This is a genomic window from Desulforhabdus amnigena (genome assembly GCF_027925305.1).
GTDB lineage: Bacteria > Desulfobacterota > Syntrophobacteria > Syntrophobacterales > Syntrophobacteraceae > Desulforhabdus > Desulforhabdus amnigena.
This window is the reverse complement of the sequence record NZ_BSDR01000001.1, coordinates 1,635,409-1,658,526: the sequence shown is the minus strand read 5'-3', so window position 1 is coordinate 1,658,526 and position 23,118 is coordinate 1,635,409. Positions and strand designations below refer to the sequence as shown.

Annotated in this window: 16 protein-coding genes; all 16 read left to right on the top strand. The window is 50.8% G+C overall.

Annotated features, from left to right (window positions below; translation table 11 throughout):
• Nucleotides 1-487 precede the first annotated feature (487 nt).
• The 16 genes from QMG16_RS07140 (at nucleotide 488) to QMG16_RS07070 (ending at nucleotide 22,812) form a co-directional block, all read left to right on the top strand.
• Nucleotides 488-1,348: an HDOD domain-containing protein gene (locus QMG16_RS07140; RefSeq protein ID WP_281793284.1), complete on the top strand. Its 861-nt coding sequence runs from the start codon at nucleotides 488-490 to the stop codon at nucleotides 1,346-1,348.
• 13 nt (nucleotides 1,349-1,361) lie between these two features.
• Complete coding sequence (locus tag QMG16_RS07135; protein WP_281793283.1) at nucleotides 1,362-3,482, top strand: PAS domain-containing hybrid sensor histidine kinase/response regulator; 2,121 nt, start codon at nucleotides 1,362-1,364, stop codon at nucleotides 3,480-3,482.
• A gap of 90 nt (nucleotides 3,483-3,572) precedes the next feature.
• The gene (locus QMG16_RS19560; protein WP_373878722.1) at nucleotides 3,573-3,752 is read left to right on the top strand and encodes a hypothetical protein; all 180 of its coding nucleotides are present in this window, start codon (nucleotides 3,573-3,575) and stop codon (nucleotides 3,750-3,752) included.
• Nucleotides 3,753-4,760: 1,008 nt separating this feature from the next.
• The gene (locus tag QMG16_RS07130) at nucleotides 4,761-5,936 is read left to right on the top strand and encodes a retron St85 family RNA-directed DNA polymerase (protein ID WP_281793282.1); all 1,176 of its coding nucleotides are present in this window, start codon (nucleotides 4,761-4,763) and stop codon (nucleotides 5,934-5,936) included.
• A complete protein-coding gene (locus tag QMG16_RS07125) occupies nucleotides 5,924-6,682 on the top strand; it encodes a 5'-methylthioadenosine/adenosylhomocysteine nucleosidase (RefSeq protein WP_281793281.1) in 759 nt (252 codons plus the stop codon). Before QMG16_RS07130 ends, QMG16_RS07125 begins: the two co-directional genes overlap by 13 nt.
• Nucleotides 6,682-8,064, top strand: coding sequence for a tetratricopeptide repeat protein (locus QMG16_RS07120; protein ID WP_281793280.1), 1,383 nt, complete (start codon nucleotides 6,682-6,684; stop codon nucleotides 8,062-8,064). The genes QMG16_RS07125 and QMG16_RS07120 overlap by 1 nt, the downstream gene beginning before the upstream one ends.
• Nucleotides 8,061-12,593 (top strand): RHS repeat-associated core domain-containing protein, encoded by a 4,533-nt coding sequence (locus tag QMG16_RS07115; RefSeq protein ID WP_281793279.1) that lies wholly within the window; start codon nucleotides 8,061-8,063, stop codon nucleotides 12,591-12,593. Before QMG16_RS07120 ends, QMG16_RS07115 begins: the two co-directional genes overlap by 4 nt.
• A gap of 15 nt (nucleotides 12,594-12,608) precedes the next feature.
• Nucleotides 12,609-12,962, top strand: coding sequence for a hypothetical protein (locus QMG16_RS07110; RefSeq protein ID WP_281793278.1), 354 nt, complete (start codon nucleotides 12,609-12,611; stop codon nucleotides 12,960-12,962).
• A 552-nt stretch (nucleotides 12,963-13,514) separates the two neighbouring features.
• Complete coding sequence (locus QMG16_RS07105) at nucleotides 13,515-13,805, top strand: hypothetical protein (protein ID WP_281793277.1); 291 nt, start codon at nucleotides 13,515-13,517, stop codon at nucleotides 13,803-13,805.
• Between the two features lie 815 nt (nucleotides 13,806-14,620).
• Entirely contained in the window at nucleotides 14,621-15,898 is a 1,278-nt protein-coding gene (locus QMG16_RS07100; protein ID WP_281793276.1) for a bifunctional folylpolyglutamate synthase/dihydrofolate synthase, read from the top strand.
• Between the two features lie 197 nt (nucleotides 15,899-16,095).
• The gene (locus QMG16_RS07095; RefSeq protein ID WP_281793275.1) at nucleotides 16,096-18,216 is read left to right on the top strand and encodes an LPS-assembly protein LptD; all 2,121 of its coding nucleotides are present in this window, start codon (nucleotides 16,096-16,098) and stop codon (nucleotides 18,214-18,216) included.
• 432 nt (nucleotides 18,217-18,648) lie between these two features.
• The gene (rplM, locus tag QMG16_RS07090) at nucleotides 18,649-19,077 is read left to right on the top strand and encodes a 50S ribosomal protein L13 (RefSeq protein ID WP_281793274.1); all 429 of its coding nucleotides are present in this window, start codon (nucleotides 18,649-18,651) and stop codon (nucleotides 19,075-19,077) included.
• A gap of 31 nt (nucleotides 19,078-19,108) precedes the next feature.
• A complete protein-coding gene (rpsI, locus tag QMG16_RS07085) occupies nucleotides 19,109-19,501 on the top strand; it encodes a 30S ribosomal protein S9 (protein ID WP_281793273.1) in 393 nt (130 codons plus the stop codon).
• Nucleotides 19,502-19,704: 203 nt separating this feature from the next.
• A complete protein-coding gene (gene argC, locus QMG16_RS07080) occupies nucleotides 19,705-20,742 on the top strand; it encodes an N-acetyl-gamma-glutamyl-phosphate reductase (RefSeq protein ID WP_281793272.1) in 1,038 nt (345 codons plus the stop codon).
• A gap of 74 nt (nucleotides 20,743-20,816) precedes the next feature.
• A complete protein-coding gene (gene truA / locus QMG16_RS07075; RefSeq protein WP_281793271.1) occupies nucleotides 20,817-21,596 on the top strand; it encodes a tRNA pseudouridine(38-40) synthase TruA in 780 nt (259 codons plus the stop codon).
• A gap of 19 nt (nucleotides 21,597-21,615) precedes the next feature.
• Nucleotides 21,616-22,812, top strand: coding sequence for a pyridoxal phosphate-dependent aminotransferase (locus QMG16_RS07070; RefSeq protein ID WP_281793270.1), 1,197 nt, complete (start codon nucleotides 21,616-21,618; stop codon nucleotides 22,810-22,812).
• Nucleotides 22,813-23,118 lie beyond the last annotated feature (306 nt).

Sequence of the window (23,118 nt, the reverse complement as noted above, 5' to 3'; positions counted from 1 at the left end):
CTCGTTCCTAAATTTTTTGCAATAAGTCAAAAAAATCTCTCCTCTTCATGCCGCCTTGGATGAAGTAGAGATTTCTCGATCAGGGAGAGTCTATCGGCTGGTTCCGGTTGTGCTTCTGCGACCGAATCCCGTTTCCCTGGAATCGCTGTGGTCCGCATGGAGTGGTGCTGTTCCGCATCCTCCATGTCTCCGTGGTTAATGTGACAATATTGCAATAAATCTCACCAAATCGTTCAAGGGTGATGGAATAAGTGCCGACTAATAGCCTACAAAAGTGGATAAGCCTTCATATGAACTTCCATGACCGGGATAGTCACAACAAAAAATGGAAAGGCAAAGAGACATAAGGCAATAGGGAGAGCAGGAAACGCTCTTGGAAAGCGATGTTATTACGGGCTATGAGCTATGAACCATGAGCTTTTTTTCATATGAAACGGATATCCGGTTGATTTGCTCCCGCCAATAACCATCAGAGGAAAAAGTTGGAATGGCCTTACCTCAATTGGACGAAAAGGAAATTCGATATCGAATTTTTCAAATCAACGATTTTCCCCCCATGCCCATTTCATTGGAACGCCTTTTGGAAGTCATACAGAATGAAGTCGCTTCCATTAAGGAACTTGAGAGTATCGTTCAGTATGATCAGACCTTATCGGCCAAAATAATGCGTATTGCCAATTCCAGCTACTACGGGTTTAGAGGAAAGATCTCTACACTTGCAAGGGCGATGGTGTTGATGGGGTTTGAAGAGGTTCGATCCATTTGCCTTTGTACGCTCCTCAGGGAAATGATTTCAGGAAAGATGCCGCTGAAGGCGCGCGAGAGAGAGACCTTCTGGAAACATGCGCTCGTTGTTGGTCGTGTCGCGGCATTGATTTCGCAGAAAAGGCCCTGGATCAGTAAGGCGGAGGCTTATACTCTCGGGCTTCTCCACGACCTTGGTCAGGTGATCATGGCCGCCTACCTGAGTGACCATTATCATTTTATTCTGAAACTTTCCAAAATGAGAAATATCCCCATGTGGTGCGCCGAGTCCGCCTATGAAGTGACACATACTGTCGTAGGGCGATGGCTGGCTGTGAAGTGGGGATTGCCCGAAGTGTTTCAAAGAGTATTGGAATTTCACCATGCCCCAGAAGGCGCTCCTTCTTATAAATCTGAAGTCAAAATGATTTATCTGGCGGATGTTTTGAGCAACTCTAGGGAATATCCGGAATTTCTGAATGACGATGTCACTCTTTTCTATTGCAGTGACTTGTGTGTGACCGAAGAAGAATGGGAAGAGTATCGAGAGGAGCTGGACGCCATTTGGTCGGAAGTGGATCAGATATGGAACTTATTGAAATAAGCGGAGAGGACCGATGGATTGCTTGCCTAAGGGTGTGATCGAGATGGGGCTGAAAAGATTTGAATCCCTGCGAGAGGACATGACTCAGATACTCGGGATGATCCAACGTTTTGAAGAAGTATTGTCGGGTGAGCAAGGCCTGGAGAGCACGTGCAGGGGATTTGCGCAGGTCATTATCGAGGAAAGCAGTTTTGAAAATTGCTCCATTCTTGTTTGGGATCACAAAAAGGGCGCTCTCTCTACGGCGGGTGGGTTCAGCCTGGAAGATCTGCTGGATGAGAAACCTCCTTCGAATGGAGATGGGCATTTGACTTGTGCTCTGCTGGAGGATCTGGCCGAGAAGACCTACTCCACACAGAAGGCGGTTTTTATCGAGGAGGTAAAAGATTCATTTCTTGTCGGGACGAACCTCATTTTCAGGCCTGTCAGCGTTGCGTGCCTGCCTCTGCTGGAGGTGGGCGTAATGACCTTGAGCACCCGGCATCCTACCCATTTTTCAACCCCCTTCAAGCGCAACTGGGAAATATTGAGCAGATTGATCGGACATATTCTACTGGGAGTTTGTCACAGGGGCGGATTGCGGAGCGAGGGTGCCGTCGTTCAGGAACCGCCACCGCCGATAAGACTTGTGGAACGTACTGTTTCAAAGGATGGATTCCCGTTGGAGAGGAGTTCGATGCTGGAGCGGGCCATCCATTTGGCTCCCCAGGGGATATGCCTTCTGGATCCCGAGGGGTCTGTCGTACAAATCAATGCGAGCCTTCAAAGGTTGCATGGAGAAAGCGCTACGGAAATCATCGGGCGCTCACCCGCCGTTCTCTTCCAGGACTCCTCCATTTGGGGGAAGATACTCAAGAAAATGGAAGGGTCTGAACAGGAAGAATTGACAGATATTTCTTTGATTAATTGCGAGGGGAAAGTCTACCTGGCCGATGTTCACCTGGTTCGATTGTCCGATGATCAAGGTGCGGTGAATGGGTATCTCCTGATGATCACCGATATGACCAAGAAAAAGGCCTTTGCCGAAAAGATCCTGCAAACGGAGAAGCTGGTCGCTTTGGGAACCATGGCGGGAGGTGTGGCCCACGACTTCAATAACCTCCTGATGGCCGTTTTAGGACATATCCAGCTGCTCCTGCTCCATACCACGGATGGAGACGTACGCTCTCGCCTGCAAAATATAGAAAAGGCGGTGCATGACGGTTCTCATACCATCAGAAGGTTGCAGAAATTTACCGAAAGAGACCGGGAAACGCGCGGAGCGTTGAATGCAGTGGATGTGGCTGAAGCCGTTCAGGATGTGGTGGAATTAACGCGGCCCAAGTGGAAGAACGGCATGGAGAAATATGGACATACCGTTCAGTTCCAGATGGAGCTGGAGACGAACTGTGTTGCCGCCATTCATGCATCGGATTTACGGGAAGTCCTGACGAATCTTGTTTTTAATGCCATCGATGCTCTGCCGGAAGGCGGTACGATCACCCTGCGCTGTAAATCGGTCAAGGATTCGGTGGTGATAGAGGTGGCCGACAACGGCATCGGGATGAGCAAGGAAGTGGTCTCAAAAATCTTTGATCCTTACTACACCACAAAGGGAGTCGGAAACTCAGGGCTGGGGCTGAGTGTGTCATGGAGCCTGGTGGTCCGATGTGGTGGAGAGATTCAAGTGAAAAGCAAGCCCGGCAAGGGGACGGTTTTCATCATCACCCTTCCCAAAGGGGAGACAGCCAGGAAGGTCATTTCCGATTCGAAAAGAAACGGCACCGACCGTTCTCACCGGATACTGGTCCTGGATGATGATCAGGAAATTTTGGGAATCCTTCGCGATATGATTCGACTCAAGGGGCACAAGGTCACTGCCACCGATGACGGAAAGAAGGCGCTTGAACTCATTCAAGAGCAGGATTTTGATCTCGTCCTGACGGACCTCGGCATGCCGGAAATCAGTGGGTGGGAGGTCGCCCGGGAGGTGAAATCAAAAAATCCCCAAGTCCCCGTCATTCTGATCACGGGCTGGGGAACTCAATACGAAGATGAAGATCTCTCGGATCGGGGCGTCGACCTGGTGCTTTCAAAACCTTTCAGCTGGGAAAGATTATTGGATGCCATCGGCAAGATGCTCAGCCTTTCTTGACGCAATTTCGCAACAACAGGGGTCAGCCCTTGACATAGGACAAAATCAAAAAGTGGGCCCCTACGCGGTCAGAAAAACGTTGGGGAACCCATCGATATCGCCACAGACAATGTCTATTCGGAAGAAACGGATTTCGCATCCATCGCCTTGGGAATCCATTCCCGGCTGAATCTCACCTTCCAGCGCACCTACAACAGCCGGATCGATTACTGCGGCCCCCCTCGGCTACGGCTGGACACACAATTTCGACATGTCGATAATTTCCGGTAATCCTGTTGGAATAGCACATAATTTCATGGGTGTCCCCTCTTATGGTGGTCTCTAATAGTCCTGCGAGCACAGTCAATTTGTTGGCCGTGTCATCCAGGGAATGCACCACGCCATTGCAATCTTTGGGGCTTACAAGTTCAGCTTCAATGCTGCATTGTTCCAGCATTCGACTCTTTTTTTTTGCATCAGTACCTCAAAAATTCCTAAAGAAAACTTTCGAATCGGACGATACAACTGTTCAACTGATGCGCTTTTCAGGCAAATCCGGCTTGATGCAAGAGGAAGCAACATCATAAGAGATTGGGATCATTTTGAGACGAAGAACTTTCATAAAGGTTTCCGGGGCTGTCATTGCAGGCGTGCTGCTTCCCGTCATGCCGTCCAGTGGAAGTTCGACCTGCCCGAGGTGCAAATCGCTGAGCCTTCTTCCGGCTGGATGTTCCAGCTGTGGATACGGAATGACGGAGGAGATGGGTTGCCGCGACTGTACAGAGGGATTTCGCTGTCTTCAAATACCGTTTCCCAATCCCGAGTTTACGATCAAAACGGATAAACCTTTTTTGGCTTTGGAGAGCCTCATTTTCTAGGGCATCCTTCTTAGACAGCCTCAGGCTGGGATAGTGTTACGCTATCCGCGCAATTTGAAACAATCAGGCCGACCGCGTGATCGCGGTCGGCAACGGGTGATTCCGGTAAGAAGGATCCCTGGACCTCTCCTCCCACTGAAGCTGGAGCGAAGAGTCATTGTTCGTAAAAAGCTGAAAATACCGACCGCGTCGCATTTCAGGCCAATCCGCTGATTTTGCACGTCAATGATCATCAAACGTTCAGGGAACGGTCTTCAAGCAAAATCCATTATGCCAAATGTGACCTTGTCGAGTCATCGGAAACGGCATCCCCGTGAAAAGCGTTCCTGGGTTCCGGGTTTTATTCGGGAAAGCCTCAAACAGAAACCGATCTCATCCATTTTAAAAACAATGACATACTATAAGAATTGGAGGCCGGGCAGTGGAATGTTCCCATGAAGAATTCGTTTCAAACCTGGTCGAGATCAACCAACGGGCCGGCACTGCCCCTGAACTGATCGACCTCCTTGGCGCTTACACCCGGTTGTGTCTCAAGCGCTCAAAAGAGATAGAATTTTACAGCGACAGTCTCACCCTTTCGACAAACAAGGCCGCCATCAGGAAATTCATCTCCCAAAATCGGCATATCGATCCGAGAAGCCTCTCCTTCCTGGTTTCCTACGCGGAAATGATGCTAGATCGGAACCTTCCCTTCATATTCAACATCGCGCACCTGGCCCGGTTCCTGGATCTCGACAAGGAAAACCTGCTCCGCCTCATTCAAAACAAGGAAAGCTATTACCACTCGTTCTACATACCCAAAAGCCATGGCGGCAAAAGGCATATTTGCGCTCCCAAAGCCGAATTGAAGGCAATACAAAAAGGGATACTCACCGAGATCCTTGAAAAGGTCTTCGTTCACCCTTGTGCAAATGGTTTTCGAAGGGGAAGATCCATCGTGAGCAACGCCCAAAACCATGTGGGACAAGAGATAATCATCAAAATGGATATCAAGGATTTTTTCCCTTCCATAACATTTGCCAGGGTGAAAGGGGTGTATCTGGACCTTGGTTACCCTGAAGGGACGGCTGAGGCATTGACGGAACTATCGACCTACAAAGGGCGACTGCCCATGGGCGCACCTACGAGCCCTTACCTGTCGAATATCGTGAGTTCAAGAATGGATAGAAGGTTTGCCGGCCTCGCCCAAAAGATGGATTTCCATTATTCGAGATATGCCGACGACCTCGCCTTTTCTTCCAATGACCCGACCTTCAACAGATGGATTCCATTTTTCAGGCACATCATCGAAGACGAAGGATTCGAGGTGAACGAGAAAAAGGTGGCCATTGCCAGAAAGGGAGGACGGCAAAAGCTGACCGGCGTAGTTGTGAACAGGAAGATAAATACGCAAAGAGACGAATACAAACGCCTCCGGGCCGTTATTCACAATTGCTTGAATGGAGACATCCAGGAACAGATGAAAAGATGGGGGGTATCGGAACTCGATCGATTCAAGAACTCGCTTCGGGGCAGGATAAGTTTTGTAAGAATGGTGAACAGGGAAAAAGGGAATAAACTTCTCAGCGGTTTCGAGCGGATTTCATGGCCGGCTTGAGATCCTCCGCTGTCATCTTCGCGATCATTTTAACTTTATGGGTGCCACGCCTCGCCTCCGCGGACATAGGCCTGATCTGCACCCTTCAGGGAGAACTGCAGGAAGCCCTGGGCCACATGAAAACAGAACAAAGATTCCATGAGGCTGAAAGGGATTTCTACAGGGGGATTATGGAGGGCAAGAGAGTCGTCCTGGTACGCTCTCCCATGGGAAAGGTGAACAATGCCATCACAGCGCAGCTTCTGGCGAGCCGGTTCCATGTGGATAGGATCGTATCCATTGGTTTTGCAGGCGCAATCGATCCATCCCTTGAAGTTGGAAGCGTGGTCGTCTCAGAAAGGACCCTTCAGCATGATTTCGGAGTCACCAAGCCCTATGGGGACGTATGGGAACTCCCACCGACACTGGGAAAGCCTGCGGAAGCCGAAGCCGGGGGCTGGGCATCTTCCAGGGGATACGCCTACGGTACGATTTTGACCGGCGATCGATTCGTTGCAGCGAAGGAAAAGAGGGATTGGCTGAGAAAGAAATTCAGTGCATCGGCAGTGGACATGGGCGCTGCCGCAATTCAAGAAGTATGCATACAAAATGGCATTCCATGCCTCTTCATCAGGATCATTTCCGACAAGGCCGGCAGCGATGCGCGGGACCACTTCGATCGGTCGGCTCAAAGTGTAAACTACAAGAGTGTTGAAGTTTTAAAGGAATTCCTTGGGCATTCAAACCTTCCCCGAAGGAGCCGGTGATGCAGGTGAAAATCACTTTGTTTTTTATCCTGTTTGTTCTCATTTTTTCAGGCTTTTCCTCTGCTCAAGCGCATCCATTAGATGAAGCCCGACAGGCTGAAAAATCCGGTGATTTTGACCGGGCCCTGCAGATCTACGGAGAAATGTTGAAAAGGTCTTCCAATGATCCAAACCAGACAAAATCCGTTTTGAAGGTTTATGACCGGATGCTCAAGATCCACGCAATGAGAAAGGAAGCTCCGAAGATAAAAGAGGTGCTGACCCATTTGAGGGCAAATTGTCGGGAAGAATCTCTTGAATTGAAAGACCAGGAAAAGCTCTCCCTCATCTATTCCAGGTATGGGGAAACCGGTGAAGCGCTCAAAATCCAATGGAAAATCATCGATGCTCCCTACTCGTCCCTTCAAACCAAGGCCGTACTGAGAACGTACGGCCGCCTCCTGAAATACTACACGGACAAAAAGAACCCCAGCGCCGCAACAGATCTTCTCAGCCGCATGGCCTGCCTGCCCGTAAGCGATTTTGACGACAGGGATATCTACAGATACGCCATGCTCCACCTCAAATACGGCGACAGAGAGGAATCTTTCAAGATCCTCAAAGGCATCGTGCAGGATCACCCAGATTCGACTTCCTCCCAACGCGCTCTTTTCGTTCTGGCAAAAGAGGCTCAGAGGGCCAGGGATTACTCCGGGGCTATCAACTACTATGGGATGTATATTAAGAGATATCCGAAAAACACCTACTTTGTTCAAAAGGCCTGCCAGAGGATAGTGGACTGTTATGTTTCGCAGAAAGACAAAACGCTGTCCAAGGAATTCATGAAACAGGCCGCCGACTGGGTGAACGGCGTTTCCGATTACCGCAGTCAACTGGATCTCGCCAGAGATCTGAAATTCAAGGGAATGGATCAGATGGCCGAAGCCGTGTTCCATACGGGGCATGCCGCTGCGATGCAGGTCATAGACAACCAGCCCCAATCAGAGGAAGCCCTCAAGGCCTACCTCGAAATCACCAGGACGGCTCATGAACTCGAGCAGTACACAATCGCAGAGAATGCTGCACAGGCAATGCTCAACGATTTCAATGAACAGGGTGACGAAAGCGACGCAGGCAAGAGCATGAGATACATGAAATCGCAGGCGTATCTCTGGCTTGCCAAGATCTACAAGGAAAATGAGCAGTATCATGATGCTGCGGTAATGCTTGAAAATTTCCTGCGACTCTACCCGAAAAACAAGGACACGGATTACGCCCTCTCTGAACTCAGCCTGGTATATGAAAAGATGGGAAATATGAAAAAGGCGAGTGAAGTCTTTGCAAAGGTGCAATCTCAATTCTGGAAAGAGGCGACGGAAAAAAGACTGGCCGATCCCAGATGAAAAAAAACATTTTTCTGAGCCTTGCTTTGATCCTTTTGATTCATCCGAATACCCTCTTTGGTTGGGGGGACTGTACCGTAGATATCTTGGGTTCCAAGACGGTTCCCGTGGGAGAAACCATACTGCTGGAGGCGGCCGCATCCCCTGCGGGGGGAGAGTGCTCGTGGTCGCAAACCCCGGGACTCAACGGCGCGGGATGCACCGCCTCCTTCACTGGGCTCCAGGAAGGAATATTCTGGGTCACGGCCACCTACAAAAAAGAACCTTCCGAATTCAGATGCAGCGACAGAACGAGGATCACCGTCGTGGATGCCTGCCAGGATAGAGACGGTGACGGATATGATGAGAAGACTGATGACTGTCCACAAGGTAACGACTGCGACGATGAAAACCCCGGAGTTCATCCCGGAGCACAAGAAATCTGCGATGGCAGAGACAATAATTGCAACGAGGAACCGGATGAAGGCCTGAGCGAGGATGCGGACGGGGACGGCCATTATGCACCCGGTTCCTGCAGAACGCCCTGCGAGGACTGCGATGACAACGATCCGCACACTTACCCCGGAGCTCCGGAAATATGCGACGGGCGCGACAACGACTGCGATCAGGCCATAGACGAGTCGGATTGTAGGCAGGACGAGAACATCGGCCCCGGCCCTCAGAAGGGAGACGGGCCTCCCCGCGGTCAGAACAACGCCGGGGAACCCATCGATATCGCCACAGGCAATGTCTATTCGGAAGAAACGGATTTCGCATCCGTCGCCGTGGGAATCCATTCCCGGCTGAATCTCACCTTCCAACGCACCTACAACAGCCGGACCGGCTATTGCGGCCCCCTCGGGCACGGCTGGACACACAATTTCAACATGTCGATAATTCCCGGCAATCCCGTTGGAGTGAGGCGGGAAGGCGGGGGGATCATCTATTTCCATGAAGAAGCAGACGGGACGTTTACACCTCCAAAAGGGGTTCACAATACCCTCACCAGGGAGGACGGCCTCTTTCGGTTCCATACCATCGAACAGATCACCTACACATTCGGCCTGGACGGGAAACTTCTAGAAATCAGAGACGCCCCCGGCAATAAGCTCACCATGCAATTCGAGGCGGGCAGGCTCGCTTCGGTCACGGACGACTTCGGCAGATCTATCCGTTTCGAATATGACGGCGTGCGAATCAGGAAAGTAACCGACCCCGGAGGCGGAGAATACCTCTACACTTACGATGATCCTCTCGACCCGAATCCCAATCTCATTTCCGTGAGCTATCCTTCAGGGGGCAATCCCTCTGTGAGACGGTATTTATATGAAGATACACACGACAGCCACAACCTCACCGGAGTCGTGGATGAAAATGGCAGCCGCTGGCTTACCTTCGGGTACGACAATGAAGACCGGGCCATTTGGGTGGACTCACCGGGCAGGGCAAATCACATCGATGTGGACTACTCCGGCGGCGATAAGATCCTCGTTACGAACGCTCTGGGCAAAAAATCCGTGTACACCCGGGAAACCGCAGACGGCATGGCCTATATAACCCGCATTGAAGAAGCTTCGGAAAATGGAGGGCGCTGTTCCACCTGCGGCCCTTACGGAATCTTTCAATATGGGGAAGATCATAAGCTTGTCGGCGTGAGCGATGCGGGCGGGCATCACACCACCTATACTTACGATGAGTCGGGCAACATCCTCTCCGAAACGGAGGCAAAGGATAGTGAAGTCGAGCGGACCACCAGCTACACATATCACGGTGTTTTTCGAAAACCCCTGACGGTCACTGTCAGCGGAGTGGATACTCCCGGCAAGAACAAAGTCACGGAATTTCGTTACGACGATGCGGGCAACGTGATCCAAAAGACTGAGAAGGGCTATGCGAACGGCCGGCTGCAGGTCAGGACAAGCACTTTTGAATACAACGAAAGAGGACAGATCACCACGATAGACGGCCCGAGAACCGACGTCGAGGACATCACCCGGCTGACCTATTATCCCAATGAAGCCTCTTACGGCAGCAAGAGGGGAAGGCTGCATGAGATCATAACCCCCTCTGGGATCACCGAGTTTCTCGATTATGACCCTTGCGGCCATCTTTTGAAGCTGAGGGACCCAAACGGAGTCGTATCCTCGTACTCTTATTCCCCCGGGGGCAGGCTCGAATCGAGAGAAATCGACGGCCGGACTTATCACTACTCCTATGATGGGGTGGGGCAACTGATCCGAAGCCGGGACTCCGAAGGCCGTACTCTTCTTTTTCGCTATGAGGGGGCACACCGGCTGAAGGAAATTGAAGATCCCCTGGGAAATCGAATCCGCTTCACGTTGGATGCCGAAGGCAACCGGGTCGGGGAGGAGATTTTGGATCCCGGCGGGGTTGTGGTCAGGAAAGTCTCCATGGAATACGACCGGCGGAACCGGCTGGAGCGGCTGCGGCATCCGGACGGAACCTTCCGGCATTTCATTTACGATCCCAATGGAAATCCGACAGCTCTCACGGATGAAAACGGGCGGGAAACCCGTTACGAATACGACGGCCTCGATCGGCTTTTGAAGTCCGTGGAGTATTTCAACGAAGGCGCGGCCATTACTCAATACCACTACGACCTTCATGACAATCTCATCGGCGTCACCGACGCGGAAGGCCATGTCACCACCTATGATCACGATGATTTCAGGGACCTGCTGACCGCCGTCTCACCGGACACGGGAAAAACCGTCTATCGCTACGACGAGGCGGGAAACATGGTTTCAAAAACGGACGCCAAAGGGGTCACGGTTCGCTACGAGTATGATGCTCTCGACCGGCTCACCAAAATCGACTATCCCAACGATCCCGATGTGATCTATTCGTACGACGAGGGATCGAACGGCAGGGGACGGATGACGGGAATGCGGGACGGGAGCGGAACGTATTCGTTCGGCTACGATTCCCTCGGCAATCTTATTCGCGAAGAAAAAACCATAGGCAATGTCACTTACACTACCGAATACCGCTACGACGGATCGGGGCTGATCACCGGACTCACCTACCCGGGCGGCAGAACAATCGACTACGATCTGGACGAAGCGGGAAGGGTGAGGATGGTCACCAGCCGGGACCGGGAAATGAACGTACTGGCCGACAACATCTCCTACCGCCCCTTTGGCCCGATGACGGCCCTTACCTATGGCAACGGCCTCGATTTTTCATTGAACTACGACCTGCGCTACCGGCTCAGAAAGATGAATATGGTCGGCACGCTGGATTTTTCTTACGATTACGACGGCGCCGGCAGCATTCAATCGATCACCGACCACATGGAACCCGGTGGAAGTCAGACCTTCAGCTACGACGGGCTCAAGCGGCTGGCCTATACCGAGGGGGCCTACGGCCCCATCGGCTATGCTTATGACAGGGTGGGCAACCGGATGACAGAACGTGAAGGGGAAAATACCGATGCCTACCTCTACACCCCGGGGACCAACCGCCTGAGCTCCATCACCGGAGCCAATCCCTTGAACATTTCTCACGACGCCAACGGCAATATCGTTTCCATGGGGAACAGGACCTTCACCTACGGGGAGAACAACCGGCTGATCGAAGCATCGGAAAACCGAAAAGTGACCGGCCGCTATGTCTACAACGGTTTCGGCCTGCGAACGATCAAGGGTTCCACCCATTATCACTATGATCTTGAAGGCCGCCTGATGGCGGAGACGAATGCAAAAAACGGCAGGACGCTACGCGAATACATTTACGTGAACAGCACGTTGCTTGCGGTCATGGAGAAGGGAAAAGCGCTCTATGTGCACACGGATCACCTGGGCACTCCCATCAAGGCAACCGATGAGAGGGGGAACCTGGTCTGGGACGCGGCATACAAGCCCTTCGGTGAAGGAGTGGAAGATCGGCATTCGGCCCCAAAGGGCAAAACACTCCCCATGAACCTGCGATTTCCCGGCCAGTATTACGATGAAGAAACCGGGCTGCATTATAACTGGAACCGATACTACGATCCCAAATTGGGGAGATATCTGACGCCGGATCCGATTGGATTGGCGGGGGGGATAAACCCATATGTGTATGCCCAAAATGATCCAATTAACGCGGTTGATCCACTCGGCCTCTTTGTTCTGGGCAGCTACGACAGATCTACTGGTCAGCTATCCATTACCGATTTGGACAAGGGCAACAGTGTGACCATACTAGCTGAGTCTGGTGGGAAACCTTTTGGTGATCCAATTCCTTACGGAACGTATAACATTCTTGAACGGCAGGGCCGTTTAGACTTTTATCGACTCGATAAGGAGGATGTCAGCCCGTATGACGATGTCGACGATGCTACTGGTAGGAGCCACTTCAGATTACATCATCCTGGCAGAACAATTGGCTGCATTGCAGCTAAGGATTGGGAAGGATGGAAAAAAGTCAATAACTTAATCAAGAACACTCAGCACACGGACAAGGTCCCTGATAACTTCAAGCCTTGGTGGAAATTCTGGCCTACTGCATCAGGGCAGCTTACTCGTTACGGGACACTCAGAGTATATTAAAAGGGGTGTCAGCATATGGGTAAGAGAACTCGATCTGTAGAATTGATTGGCACGCTCCTGGTTGTGACGGCGGCATTCGTCCAGTGGGCTGTCTTGTTGGAGCAGACTTGGGCTGTTATTTGGGCTTGGTATAAATTCTATGGATATGGTGGAGGCGGCCATATCACAGTTGGGAAAGACACACAGCTTCTCTTCTATATGCTGTCCAGCCTAACGGCCTTCATTGGATTGATTATTTCACGCTTGCCTAATAATGATGCTACGTCCTGTATCCAAAAGCGGCTAAGTCGCATTGGATCTTTTGCTCTAGTGACCGGTATGCTTTTCTGGACCACGATTTTGATGAGTCCATTAGTTGTGTTCCGGTAGCCACAAGCCGGTGGGGGTCAGCCCTTGACATAGGACAAAATCACAAAGCAAAAGTGATTGCGCAAGAAAGCAATCTACCCAAATCCCTACAGTTCCCGTCATTCTGATCATGGGCTGGGGAACTCAATACGAAGATGAAGATCTTTCGGATCGGGGCGTCGACCTGGTGCTTTCAAAACCTTTCAGCTGGGAAAGACTATTGGATGCCATCGGCAAGATGCTCAGCCTTTCTTGACGCAATTTCACAACAACCAGCATTCGACTCTTTTTTGCATCAGAACCTAAAAAACTCCTAGGTTCTGTTGACATTTCAGATTGGAACGTTCTCGTAGAGATCGAATCCATAAGGCATTGCACCGGAAAGGACCGCTTCGAGGCAGATCAAGCATCTATCTGAAAATGTGGAACTTTCAGCAAATGTCAACAGAACCTAAAGGTACAGCTGTTAAAGTTGGACTCAAAGAAGGTAACATTTGGAGAACAATCGAGAAACCTATATTAAATTGGAGAAATATTTCAATAAGATACATTCCGTAGATTAATGAGGTCTACATGTCAAGAAAGAAAACTTTTGACGATGGCAGTTATGTCGAATGGGTTGATAGAGAGACTTTAAAATACACAAGTGGAGATTTTTCTGTGCTTGTATGGGTAGATTTTGAACCGGGTCTTTTCTCAGGTGGAAGAATTATAAAAGCTTCATCCATTAAAAATTGGGATGCTAAACCTGCTGGTTCACCAGCAACAATTGATGAAGATATCAAACAAGATATTATTAATAAAATACAACAATATTACAAATCATTTAAGAAAAAATATCGTGTAGAAAAAAGCTCGGATTAAAGTGAATGGCATCGACAAATCGTTACTCATTCCGCTCTTGTCCTTCGTGGAACGATGGCTACTGCAGTTCGTCCTGTTTTGTCATCTCCGTTTCAATACGTTGCAGGTCCGAGAAGAGTGGCACCCCAACCCCAGTGGGGGCAGACTGGTGGAGGCATTGAATATCGCATTGGAGGGTTCTGATGGTTCTCTTGAAAGTATTGACTGCATTGGCTCGCTTGATTGGTTGGTCGCCAGTTGGCAAATCTGTTTTACTTAAAATAGACGATGCATCGGAGACAATGCTGAACAAACGCCAATTTGCCGAAAGACTGTGGTCCTGAATCCAGATGGAACCGCAATGATTGAACTTGAAACGCCGCTTGCCCTAAAAAACGTTATCATAACACGTGTGTTGGCCGTGCCACGACATCAAAGCTATGATTTTTATTGTCTAAGCCGGTGGGGGTCAGTCCTTGACATAGGACAAAATCACAAAGCAAAAGTGATTGCGCAAGAAAGCAATCTACCCAAATCCCTACAGTTCCCGTCATTCTGATCATGGGCTGGGGAACTCAATACGAAGATGAAGATCTTTCGGATCGGGGCGTCGACCCGGTGCTTTCAAAACCTTTCAGCTGGGAAAGACTATTGGACGCCATCGGCAAGATGCTCAGCCTTTCTTGACGGAATTTGGATGATCATTCTCTAATCCCCTTCCACAATATATTCTCCATTTTTTATATTGCAGAACTGTGGTAATAAAGACCGACTGTTCTGTTGTTTGCCCTTTCGCTGAAAGCTTCCAAGGGGAAAATATAAGGGAGAATGTGGCCTTGTCCGGTTACCATGAATCCATTGATTATCTGTACGGTCTCCAAAAGTATGGCATCAAGTTTGGTCTGAATTGTACTGAAAACATACTGAACCGCCTGGGAAATCCTCACCAGCGTCTTCGCTGTATTCATATCGGTGGGACGAATGGAAAGGGATCCACGGCTGCCATGTTGTCGAGCATTTTAAGGGAACACGGGCTGCGGGTGGGGTTGTACACTTCCCCGCACCTGGTGCGCTTTACGGAACGATTCCGCATCAACGATGTAGAAGTATCCCAGAAACGTATCCTGGATGTTTTTGCCAAGGTGCGGCGGATTCTGGACGATCAGGAACCTCCCACCTTTTTCGAAGTCGTGACCGCCATGGCTTTTCTCTATTTCATGGAGGAAGGAGTAGATTGGGCCATCGTGGAAGTGGGGATGGGGGGGAGGCTGGATGCAACGAATGTCATCACGCCCAAAGTGAGCATTGTCACCAATGTTTCCTCCGACCATCAGGAGTTTCTGGGAAACACTCTGGGATCCATTGCCCGGGAGAAGGCCGGAATCATCAAGGATCGCGTTCCCGTGGTGACCGGCGCACAGCAGGCGATCGTGCAGGGAATTCTCAAGGCGACCTGTCTCAGGCATCATGCGGAACTGCTTTGCTTGGGCAGGGATTTTCGTGTGAGGCGTAATGCCGATGGGTCTTTTCAGTATATGGGATTGAAGCGGCGTTGGCCTTCTTTGAAAATGAATCTGACGGGTCTGCATCAGTTCGGGAACGCCGCGCTTTGTCTTGCCGCCCTTGAAGTACTGGAAAGAGAGGGCGATCTTTCCCTCGTTCCCGATGCCGTCCAGAAAGGATTGCTCCATATCCATTGGCCGGCCAGGCTTGAAGTTCTTCAAGAAAACCCGCTCATAGTTCTGGACGGCGCGCACAATCCTCAGGGGGCCGAGTCTTTGAGAGAGGCTCTCAAGCGGTGTTTTCCGCACCGGCGCCTGCATCTTGTCCTCGGAATTATGGCAGATAAGGATATTCAGGGGATTTTCCGCAGACTGCTGCCCCTGGCGGAAACGGTCATCTTCACACAGCCCAGGTATGCCCGGGCCGCACGTGCCGAAGATCTGAAGAATCTCGCCCTGCCCTATGTTAAAGAGCATTATGTCATACCCGATGTCGCCTCCGCCATTGAGAAGGCCAGAGAACTGGCTGGGCCGGAAGATATGATTTGCATTACTGGTTCGCTCTATTTTGCCGGTGAGGTGAAAGAGTTGTTTGGAGAACCGACCCTGTAGAAGGTGTAGCGGAAGGTGCAATGGATATCTAACGATTCGAAAGAGGGAAGATGTTCTGCATAAGATGTCACCGCGTTTTCAGGATCTTCGTCGCGTTTTTATCTGTATGCTGCATCTCTTGCTTTCCGCTTGCCGATTCGGAGGGGTTTGCTGAGACGACGGGTACGATGAAGATCGGCCTGGATCAGGGTGCATTTATGGATTCAAAACAGGGTCCATGGAATATCAGTGCCGCAAAAATTTCCTATGACCAGGAAAAGCAGGTATATGAAGCGGAAGGGGACGTTCGAATCTCCTCCGGCGACCGTTCGATCGAAGCCGATTGGGCTCTGCTGGATACGGAAAAACAGGTGGCTGACCTGCGGGGCCATGTGCGGTTGCGTTATGGAAAGGATTGGCTGGAAGGCGAACACGTCCTTTGGAACCTGAAAGAGGAAACGGGGACGGTGGATGAGGGAATGGTTTTTTTTTCGGAAAATCATTTTTATGTGCATGGGCAATCCATCAACAAGACAGGACCGATGGAATATGCGTTGAAGCAGGGTTTCATCACCAGTTGTGATCCATACAAACCCGACTGGAAGCTCCGGTACGGTGAAATGAAAGTGAACCTGGAAGGAATAGCTTGGGCGCGGGATACGTCGTTCTGGGTTCGCAATGTGCCGCTTCTCTATACGCCTTTTGTTGCACTTCCCGTCCAGCAGAAGAGACAATCCGGGTTCCTGCTTCCGTGGGCAGGGTTTTCGGAATTGAATGGGATGGAGCTGGAAGTCCCCTTTTACTGGGCCTTTCGGGAGGATATGGATGCGACTTTTTACGGGCGCTACATGACCAAGCGGGGATGGATGAGCGGTTTGGAATATCGCGTGGCAAGTCCCAGATGGGGGGAGGGAATCTGGCTTTTCAATTATCTTTCCGATGAAGCGGACAAGTCTCACCTTGAGGCGCAAGGCTATCCGTTTCAGACGGCGGATCGTTATTGGGTTCGTTCCCGCCACTCCTTTGAACTTCCCTATGAAATTCGAGGACGCCTGGATCTGGATCTTGTCAGTGACAGCAACTACTTGAAGGAGTTTGAAAAGGGATCCTCTTCGTTTGACTTTTCAGACAATATGTTTCGTGAGTTTTTTGGGCGGGGCATACTCAACGACGAGACGATCCTGGCCCGCGAGTCCAGCCTTTATATGGACCAAAGGCATGAATCCGCGCTTTTGGGTCTCGATGTACGGTATTGGGATCAACTGGACCGCTCCTTGAATGAGTTCACTCTCCAGAAACTGCCTTCCCTCTCGTTTTCAGTGATTCCCAGCCGCTTTTTGGGAACTCCCCTCTTTTACTCACTGGATAGTTCCTGGGTGAACTACTGGCGCCAGGAAGGGGACCGGGGAAACCGCTTCGATGTTTTCCCCCGTATTTCTTACCCTATGCACTGGAAATCCTATCTGGATATCGAACCGTCTGTGGGGGTCCGGGCCAATTCTTATTCGGTGAGCTGGCAGGAAGATGACCGTAATTCATGGCAGGGAAGACTGCTTTCCGATGTGCGTTTGGAAATGAGCAGCCGTCTGAACCGGGTTTACGCCTTCAATATGGGGAATGTGGTTGCCATGCAACATTCCATTCGGCCGGAAGTGGTGTATGAGTATGTCCCAAAGGGCCTTGGGCAGGACGATATTCCCCAGTTCGATCCACTCGATGCGGATCAGACCTTCAACGAGATTCGCTATGGCGTGACCAACTTTTTCACGAGCAAGTCCGTCCTCAGGGATGCCGATGGCAATCAGGCGACGACCTATCATGAGTTTGCGCGCCTTCAGTTGTTTCATGCTTTCAATTTCCAACCTTCGGAGCCCAACCTGAATTTTGACTTTGAGAGAGGGGAAGGGGCTTCTTCCGTTGGCATGAGGTTGGATTTGATGCCTCAAAAGTATGTCATGCTGACCTATGATACGGATTTTTATTCCACCGTGAGCAGTCAGGCCAATCATGATCTCATCATGACGCTCGACAGCGGCCGGGGGCATTTGTTTCGAGTGGATTATCAATTCAGAAAAGATTATCCCATCGATGAGCTCATAACGGAATTCAGTGTGAAAATCATGCCCAATGTATATGTAAATACATATCATGATTATTCCTTCGACAAGGATGAGCTGTACAAGCAGGGATACGGAATCAAATACATACAGGGATGTTGGGGACTTGGTCTCACATATGAAAAAGAGGAGGAAGATCAGCGGGTTGCTCTTTCCATTAATTTACTGGGCCTGGGTTCTTTCGGGGGAACATATGCCTACAGTTCTCAGAACTCATTTTAATGTGGCATCGTCACATTAACCACGGAGACACAGAGGATACGGAGAACGACCTTCAAATAAAATCTCGGTGTTCTCTGTGTCTCCGTGGTTAGATGAAATCCGACAATGTCGAGTTAAATAACCGATCGGAAGATATCTCTAACATTCCTGGTCCTTACTGATCATGTCATTCCGGCATGTTTCCAGCCGGGATCCAGCCATGCGGCAAATTCTCTGGATACTGGCTTTCACCGGTATGACGGTATGAGAATGTTGAGAAGGTTTTGTTCAGGTGTTTGGAGCCATGTTTACCGTTCCGATTCCTCCAGAGGATTAAGGAATCAATGGGGAGAAGTGTTGAAATCTTTACGAACTCCCTTGACAAGGCACGGAAGATTTTTTATACAACGATGCTTCGGGTTTGACATTTTTCTTAGAGGTGGAGAGTAATAAATGAAAACAATCAGCGCAAAATTTGAAGCAGATCAGCGAAAATGGATTCTGGTGGATGCCGAGGATCAGGTGCTGGGGCGGCTTGCCACTCAGATCGCCATGCGGCTGAGGGGAAAACATTTGCCTCATTTCACACCACATGTGGACTTGGGTGACTTTGTGGTGGTGATCAACGCTGAAAAGGTGCAATTAACCGGCAATAAATGGGATAAGAAAATTTATTACCGCCACACTGGATATATGGGTGGTGTAAAGGCTACGACTGCTCGCAAGCTCAATCAGGAAAAGCCTGAAAGGCTCATCCGCATGGCTGTTTGGGGTATGCTCCCCAAAAACCGCTTGGGACGTCAGTTGATCAAAAAGCTCAAGATTTATAGTGGCGTGGAACATCCCCACGAAGCCCAGCAGCCGGAGAGAATGGCGTTGTAAGGTGCAGTAAGCAGATGAGGAGATGGTAACGATGGCGGAACAGCGTTTCAGTGCAACAGGAAAACGAAAGACAGCGGTTGCTCGGGTATGGTTGCAGCCCGGGTCGGGGGTTGTTGTTATCAACAAGAAACCCATGGACAGTTATGTCGACCGGGAAACCAGCAAAATGGTTATTTTTCAGCCCCTGGTTCTGACGGGAACCTATGGGAAGCTCGATGTCTCTGTGAATGTTCAGGGAGGCGGTGGTTCCGGGCAGGCTGGAGCGATTCGGCACGGTATTTCAAAAGCCCTTCTGGAGTACAATCCGGAGTTTCGTGAAGTTTTAAAACGTGCGGGCTTTCTCACGCGTGACTCCCGGGTCAAGGAAAGAAAGAAGTACGGGAAGCGCAGTGCACGTGCACGATTCCAGTATTCCAAACGTTAAGATTATCTTCATCCTGTACCGGATTGAGGATGAATGACATCTGCATGCATTCCACATGGGGTCGGAGTGTTTACGTCCTGATCCGCAGGCAGAATATCTTGAAGTGCATTCCGTGGCGGTTTGGTGCTTTATGCCGCACAACCAATATTAGGGGCGTTGCGCCTGGGGCGTGGTGCCCCTACATTTATTGAGCGAGGGCTATCATGGTGCGTGTCGCCATTGCCGGCGCGTCCGGTTATACGGGTTTTGAACTCATTCGGATTCTCAGTCAGCACCCCCAGGCTGAACTTAACATGATCACGTCGCGCGGACAGGCAGGTCAAAGGTTGGACGCATTTTACCCCGCGTTCAGAGGCCATTGTTCTCTCACCTTTGAATATCCGGACCCGGACAAGTTGGCATCGGAAGCAGATTTGGTCTTCACCGCCCTGCCGCATCAGGCCGCCATGGATTTGGTTCCGGAACTCCTGAAGCGGAACCTGAAGGTCGTGGATCTGAGTGCCGACTACCGTTTTCGCGACGCCGGCGTATATGAATCATGGTATCAAAAACACAAGACTCCCGAATTGCTTCCTGGGGCGATTTACGGCCTTCCCGAGCTCTACAGGGAACATATCAAGACTGCAAGGCTTGTCGGGAACCCTGGTTGCTATCCGACCAGCATCATTTTAGCCACAGCTCCATTGCTTTCAAAAGCGCTCATTGACCCCGGGACATTGATCGCCGATTCCAAATCCGGAGTATCGGGGGCGGGGCGTGGTGCTTCTCTGGGAGTTCATTTCTGTGAAGTGAATGAAGGTTTTAAGGCCTACAAGGTGGGAGAGCATCGGCATACACCGGAAATCGAACAGGAACTGAGTTTCCTGGCGGGACAGAAAATAAATATCACTTTCACACCTCATCTGGTTCCCATGACCCGGGGGATACTCAGCACCGTCTATTCAAGCCTTCAGGATGGGGTCACACCTGCAATGGTGGACGAAGCATTCCATTCTTTTTATGCAAACGCGCCCTTTGTAAGACTTTGCGGGTCCAAAGCATTTCCCGATACGCTTCAGGTGCGTGGCAGCAATTATTGTGACTTGGGGTGGAGGGTGGATGAACGCACGAGGCGGGTGGTAGTGGTTTCCGTGATCGATAACCTGACGCGCGGTGCCTCCGGCCAGGCCGTATGCAACATGAATTTGATGAGTGGGCTGCCCGAAGAATCGGGACTGGATACGGCCCCTTGGCAACCCTGAAAAAGGGGAAGGCCTGGACGGGAAAGCGAGCGTTTTGACCTGGAGAAGCGACTTAGCAGTCAGAGTTTTGTCTCATGAGCCATGAACATCGGCCAAAGCGCAATTTCAAGCTTGTTTTGGAGTATGATGGTTCCCAGTACCATGGATGGCAACGGCAGCAGGGAGTGCTGACCATCCAGGAGGTGTTGGAATCCCAGCTGGAAGTGATGCTGGGGGGGGCTATAGGGGTCAGAGCTTCCGGCAGAACGGATGCCGGAGTGCATGCCAGAGGACAGGTAGTCAATTTTTATAGCCGGACCGCTCTCAGGGTTGAAGAAATTCATCGTGGGCTCAACAGCTTGCTGCCGCCCGATATCGTTGTCCTCCATGTAGAAGAAGTGCCCGATTCTTTCCATGCGCGGTTTTCAGCTGTAAGCAAAACCTATGAATATCACATCCTGAACCGGGTGGTGCCTTCGGCTTTGGAGAGGGGGTTTGCATGGCACATTCGCAGGACTCTCAGCGTGGAGCCCGTTTTGGAATGCCTGGAAATGTTAAGGGGTTGTCATGATTTTTCCGCATTCATGGGAGCTGGATCTTCCGTGAATTCGACGGAAAGGCACATCTACCGGGCAGAACTGGAACATCGCGCAGCCGATCTTTTGGTGTTTGTCTTTGAGGCCAACGGCTTTCTGAGACATATGGTGCGAAACCTTGTGGGGACTCTGGTCGAAGTGGGGGTAGGGAAACGGACACCTCATGAATTTTCAAGCATCATGGTAAGCCGGAATCGATGCCGGGCGGGGATGACCGCTCCGGCACACGGATTGTATTTGATTGCTGTCCACTATGAAAGTGATGACAGGTCCTTATAAACGTAGAGGGGTTAAAAGAATGAAACTGGCTCAACGGGTTGCCCGAATCCAGCCGTCAGCAACTTTAGCGATCAACGCCAAGGCAAGGAGATTGAAAAAACAGGGCGTGCATATCGTCAATTTTGGAGTGGGCGAACCCGACTTCGATACTCCTCTCCACATTCAGGAAGCCGCGATCAATGCCATAAAAGACGGGCAGACCCGCTATACACCGGTGAGTGGAATTGATGAACTGAAAGACGCTATTTGCTATGTGATCCGGAACGATTATGGCCTCTCCTATGCGAGGGAAAACGTCCTGGTTTCCTGCGGAGGAAAACATGCCATTTACAATCTGCTCCAGGCGCTGCTGGACCCGGGCGACGAGGTGATCATTCCTTCCCCTTACTGGGTTTCGTACCCCGAGATGGTGTCTCTTATAGGGGGGAAGCCCGTAACGGTCCCCTGTGCCGAAGAGTACGGGTTCAAGCTGCATCCCGACGCTCTGGAAAGTGCCATCACTCCCAGGACCCGCCTCTTGATCATCAACAGTCCCTCCAATCCCACAGGCGTACACTACAGCCGGTCCGAACTGGCCGGCCTCGCTGAGGTTCTCTTGAAACACGAGGATGTGGCCGTCATCACGGATGATATCTATTACCGAATTCTCTTCGACGGCCATGAATGGTGCAACCTGGCAATGGTCAGCGAAGCGCTGCGGGATCGCACTTTCATTATCAATGGCGTGAGTAAAACCTACTGCATGACGGGTTGGCGCATTGGCTATGTGGTGGGGAATGCCGATGTGATCCGGGCAGCTACCAAGATTCAGAGCCAGTCCACCAGCAATCCGACTTCCATTTCTCAGTGGGCCAGCGTTGCTGCTATGCGAGGAGATCAGTCCGTTGTGCAGGAGATGGTTAAGGTCTTTGAACAACGCTGTCGCTATGTGCTGGAATGCCTGTCAAAATTACCTGGAGTCACCTGCCCGACCCCGGCCGGTGCATTCTACGTTTTTCCAAATTTCAGCCATTATTACGAGAAAAAAGTCGGGGACCGCAGCATAAAAAATTCCCTCGATCTGGCCGACTATCTCATGGAGATCGCCCATGTGGCCGTAGTTCCCGGCAGTGCTTTCGGAGAAGATCACTGCCTGCGTCTGTCTTACGCCCTTTCCATGGAAGATTTGCAGGAAGGATTTGCGCGTGTGGCCAGGGCACTGGAGAATCTTTCATGATTCCCCGGGCTCAAAAGCGCTGTCACGCGAGGAATATGTCAGGCATGGCCTGACGATCTCATCTCTGCTGCTCGAGGACCCATGCCGCTTATGCGGGCATGGGTTTTTCTTTTTGCAGACAACAGGGCATTTATGGGAAAAAGGGTGTCCTTGTCCTCATTTCCTTCGAGACCGATGAAAAGGTCTGCAGCTTAAGAGAGTGAGTCGCTCATGAAATCCCCATTTACCACGGAGGCAGAGACCACACAGGAATTCCGAAATCTTCTCCGTGCTCTCCGTGTCACCGTGGAATGGGATATTGGAATC

Excerpts from the sequence above, each read along its gene's own strand:
- QMG16_RS07140 (WP_281793284.1), top strand. The coding sequence starts at position 488 with ATGGCCTTACCTCAATTGGACGAAAAGGAAATTCGATATCGAATTTTT.
- QMG16_RS07135 (WP_281793283.1), top strand. The coding sequence starts at position 1,362 with ATGGATTGCTTGCCTAAGGGTGTGATCGAGATGGGGCTGAAAAGATTT.
- QMG16_RS07125 (WP_281793281.1), top strand. The coding sequence starts at position 5,924 with ATGGCCGGCTTGAGATCCTCCGCTGTCATCTTCGCGATCATTTTAACT.
- QMG16_RS07120 (WP_281793280.1), top strand. The coding sequence starts at position 6,682 with ATGCAGGTGAAAATCACTTTGTTTTTTATCCTGTTTGTTCTCATTTTT.
- QMG16_RS07115 (WP_281793279.1), top strand. The coding sequence starts at position 8,061 with ATGAAAAAAAACATTTTTCTGAGCCTTGCTTTGATCCTTTTGATTCAT.
- QMG16_RS07110 (WP_281793278.1), top strand. The coding sequence starts at position 12,609 with ATGGGTAAGAGAACTCGATCTGTAGAATTGATTGGCACGCTCCTGGTT.
- QMG16_RS07105 (WP_281793277.1), top strand. The coding sequence starts at position 13,515 with ATGTCAAGAAAGAAAACTTTTGACGATGGCAGTTATGTCGAATGGGTT.
- QMG16_RS07095 (WP_281793275.1), top strand. The coding sequence starts at position 16,096 with ATGGATTCAAAACAGGGTCCATGGAATATCAGTGCCGCAAAAATTTCC.
- rplM (WP_281793274.1), top strand. The coding sequence starts at position 18,649 with ATGAAAACAATCAGCGCAAAATTTGAAGCAGATCAGCGAAAATGGATT.
- rpsI (WP_281793273.1), top strand. The coding sequence starts at position 19,109 with ATGGCGGAACAGCGTTTCAGTGCAACAGGAAAACGAAAGACAGCGGTT.
- argC (WP_281793272.1), top strand. The coding sequence starts at position 19,705 with ATGGTGCGTGTCGCCATTGCCGGCGCGTCCGGTTATACGGGTTTTGAA.
- truA (WP_281793271.1), top strand. The coding sequence starts at position 20,817 with ATGAGCCATGAACATCGGCCAAAGCGCAATTTCAAGCTTGTTTTGGAG.
- QMG16_RS07070 (WP_281793270.1), top strand. The coding sequence starts at position 21,616 with ATGAAACTGGCTCAACGGGTTGCCCGAATCCAGCCGTCAGCAACTTTA.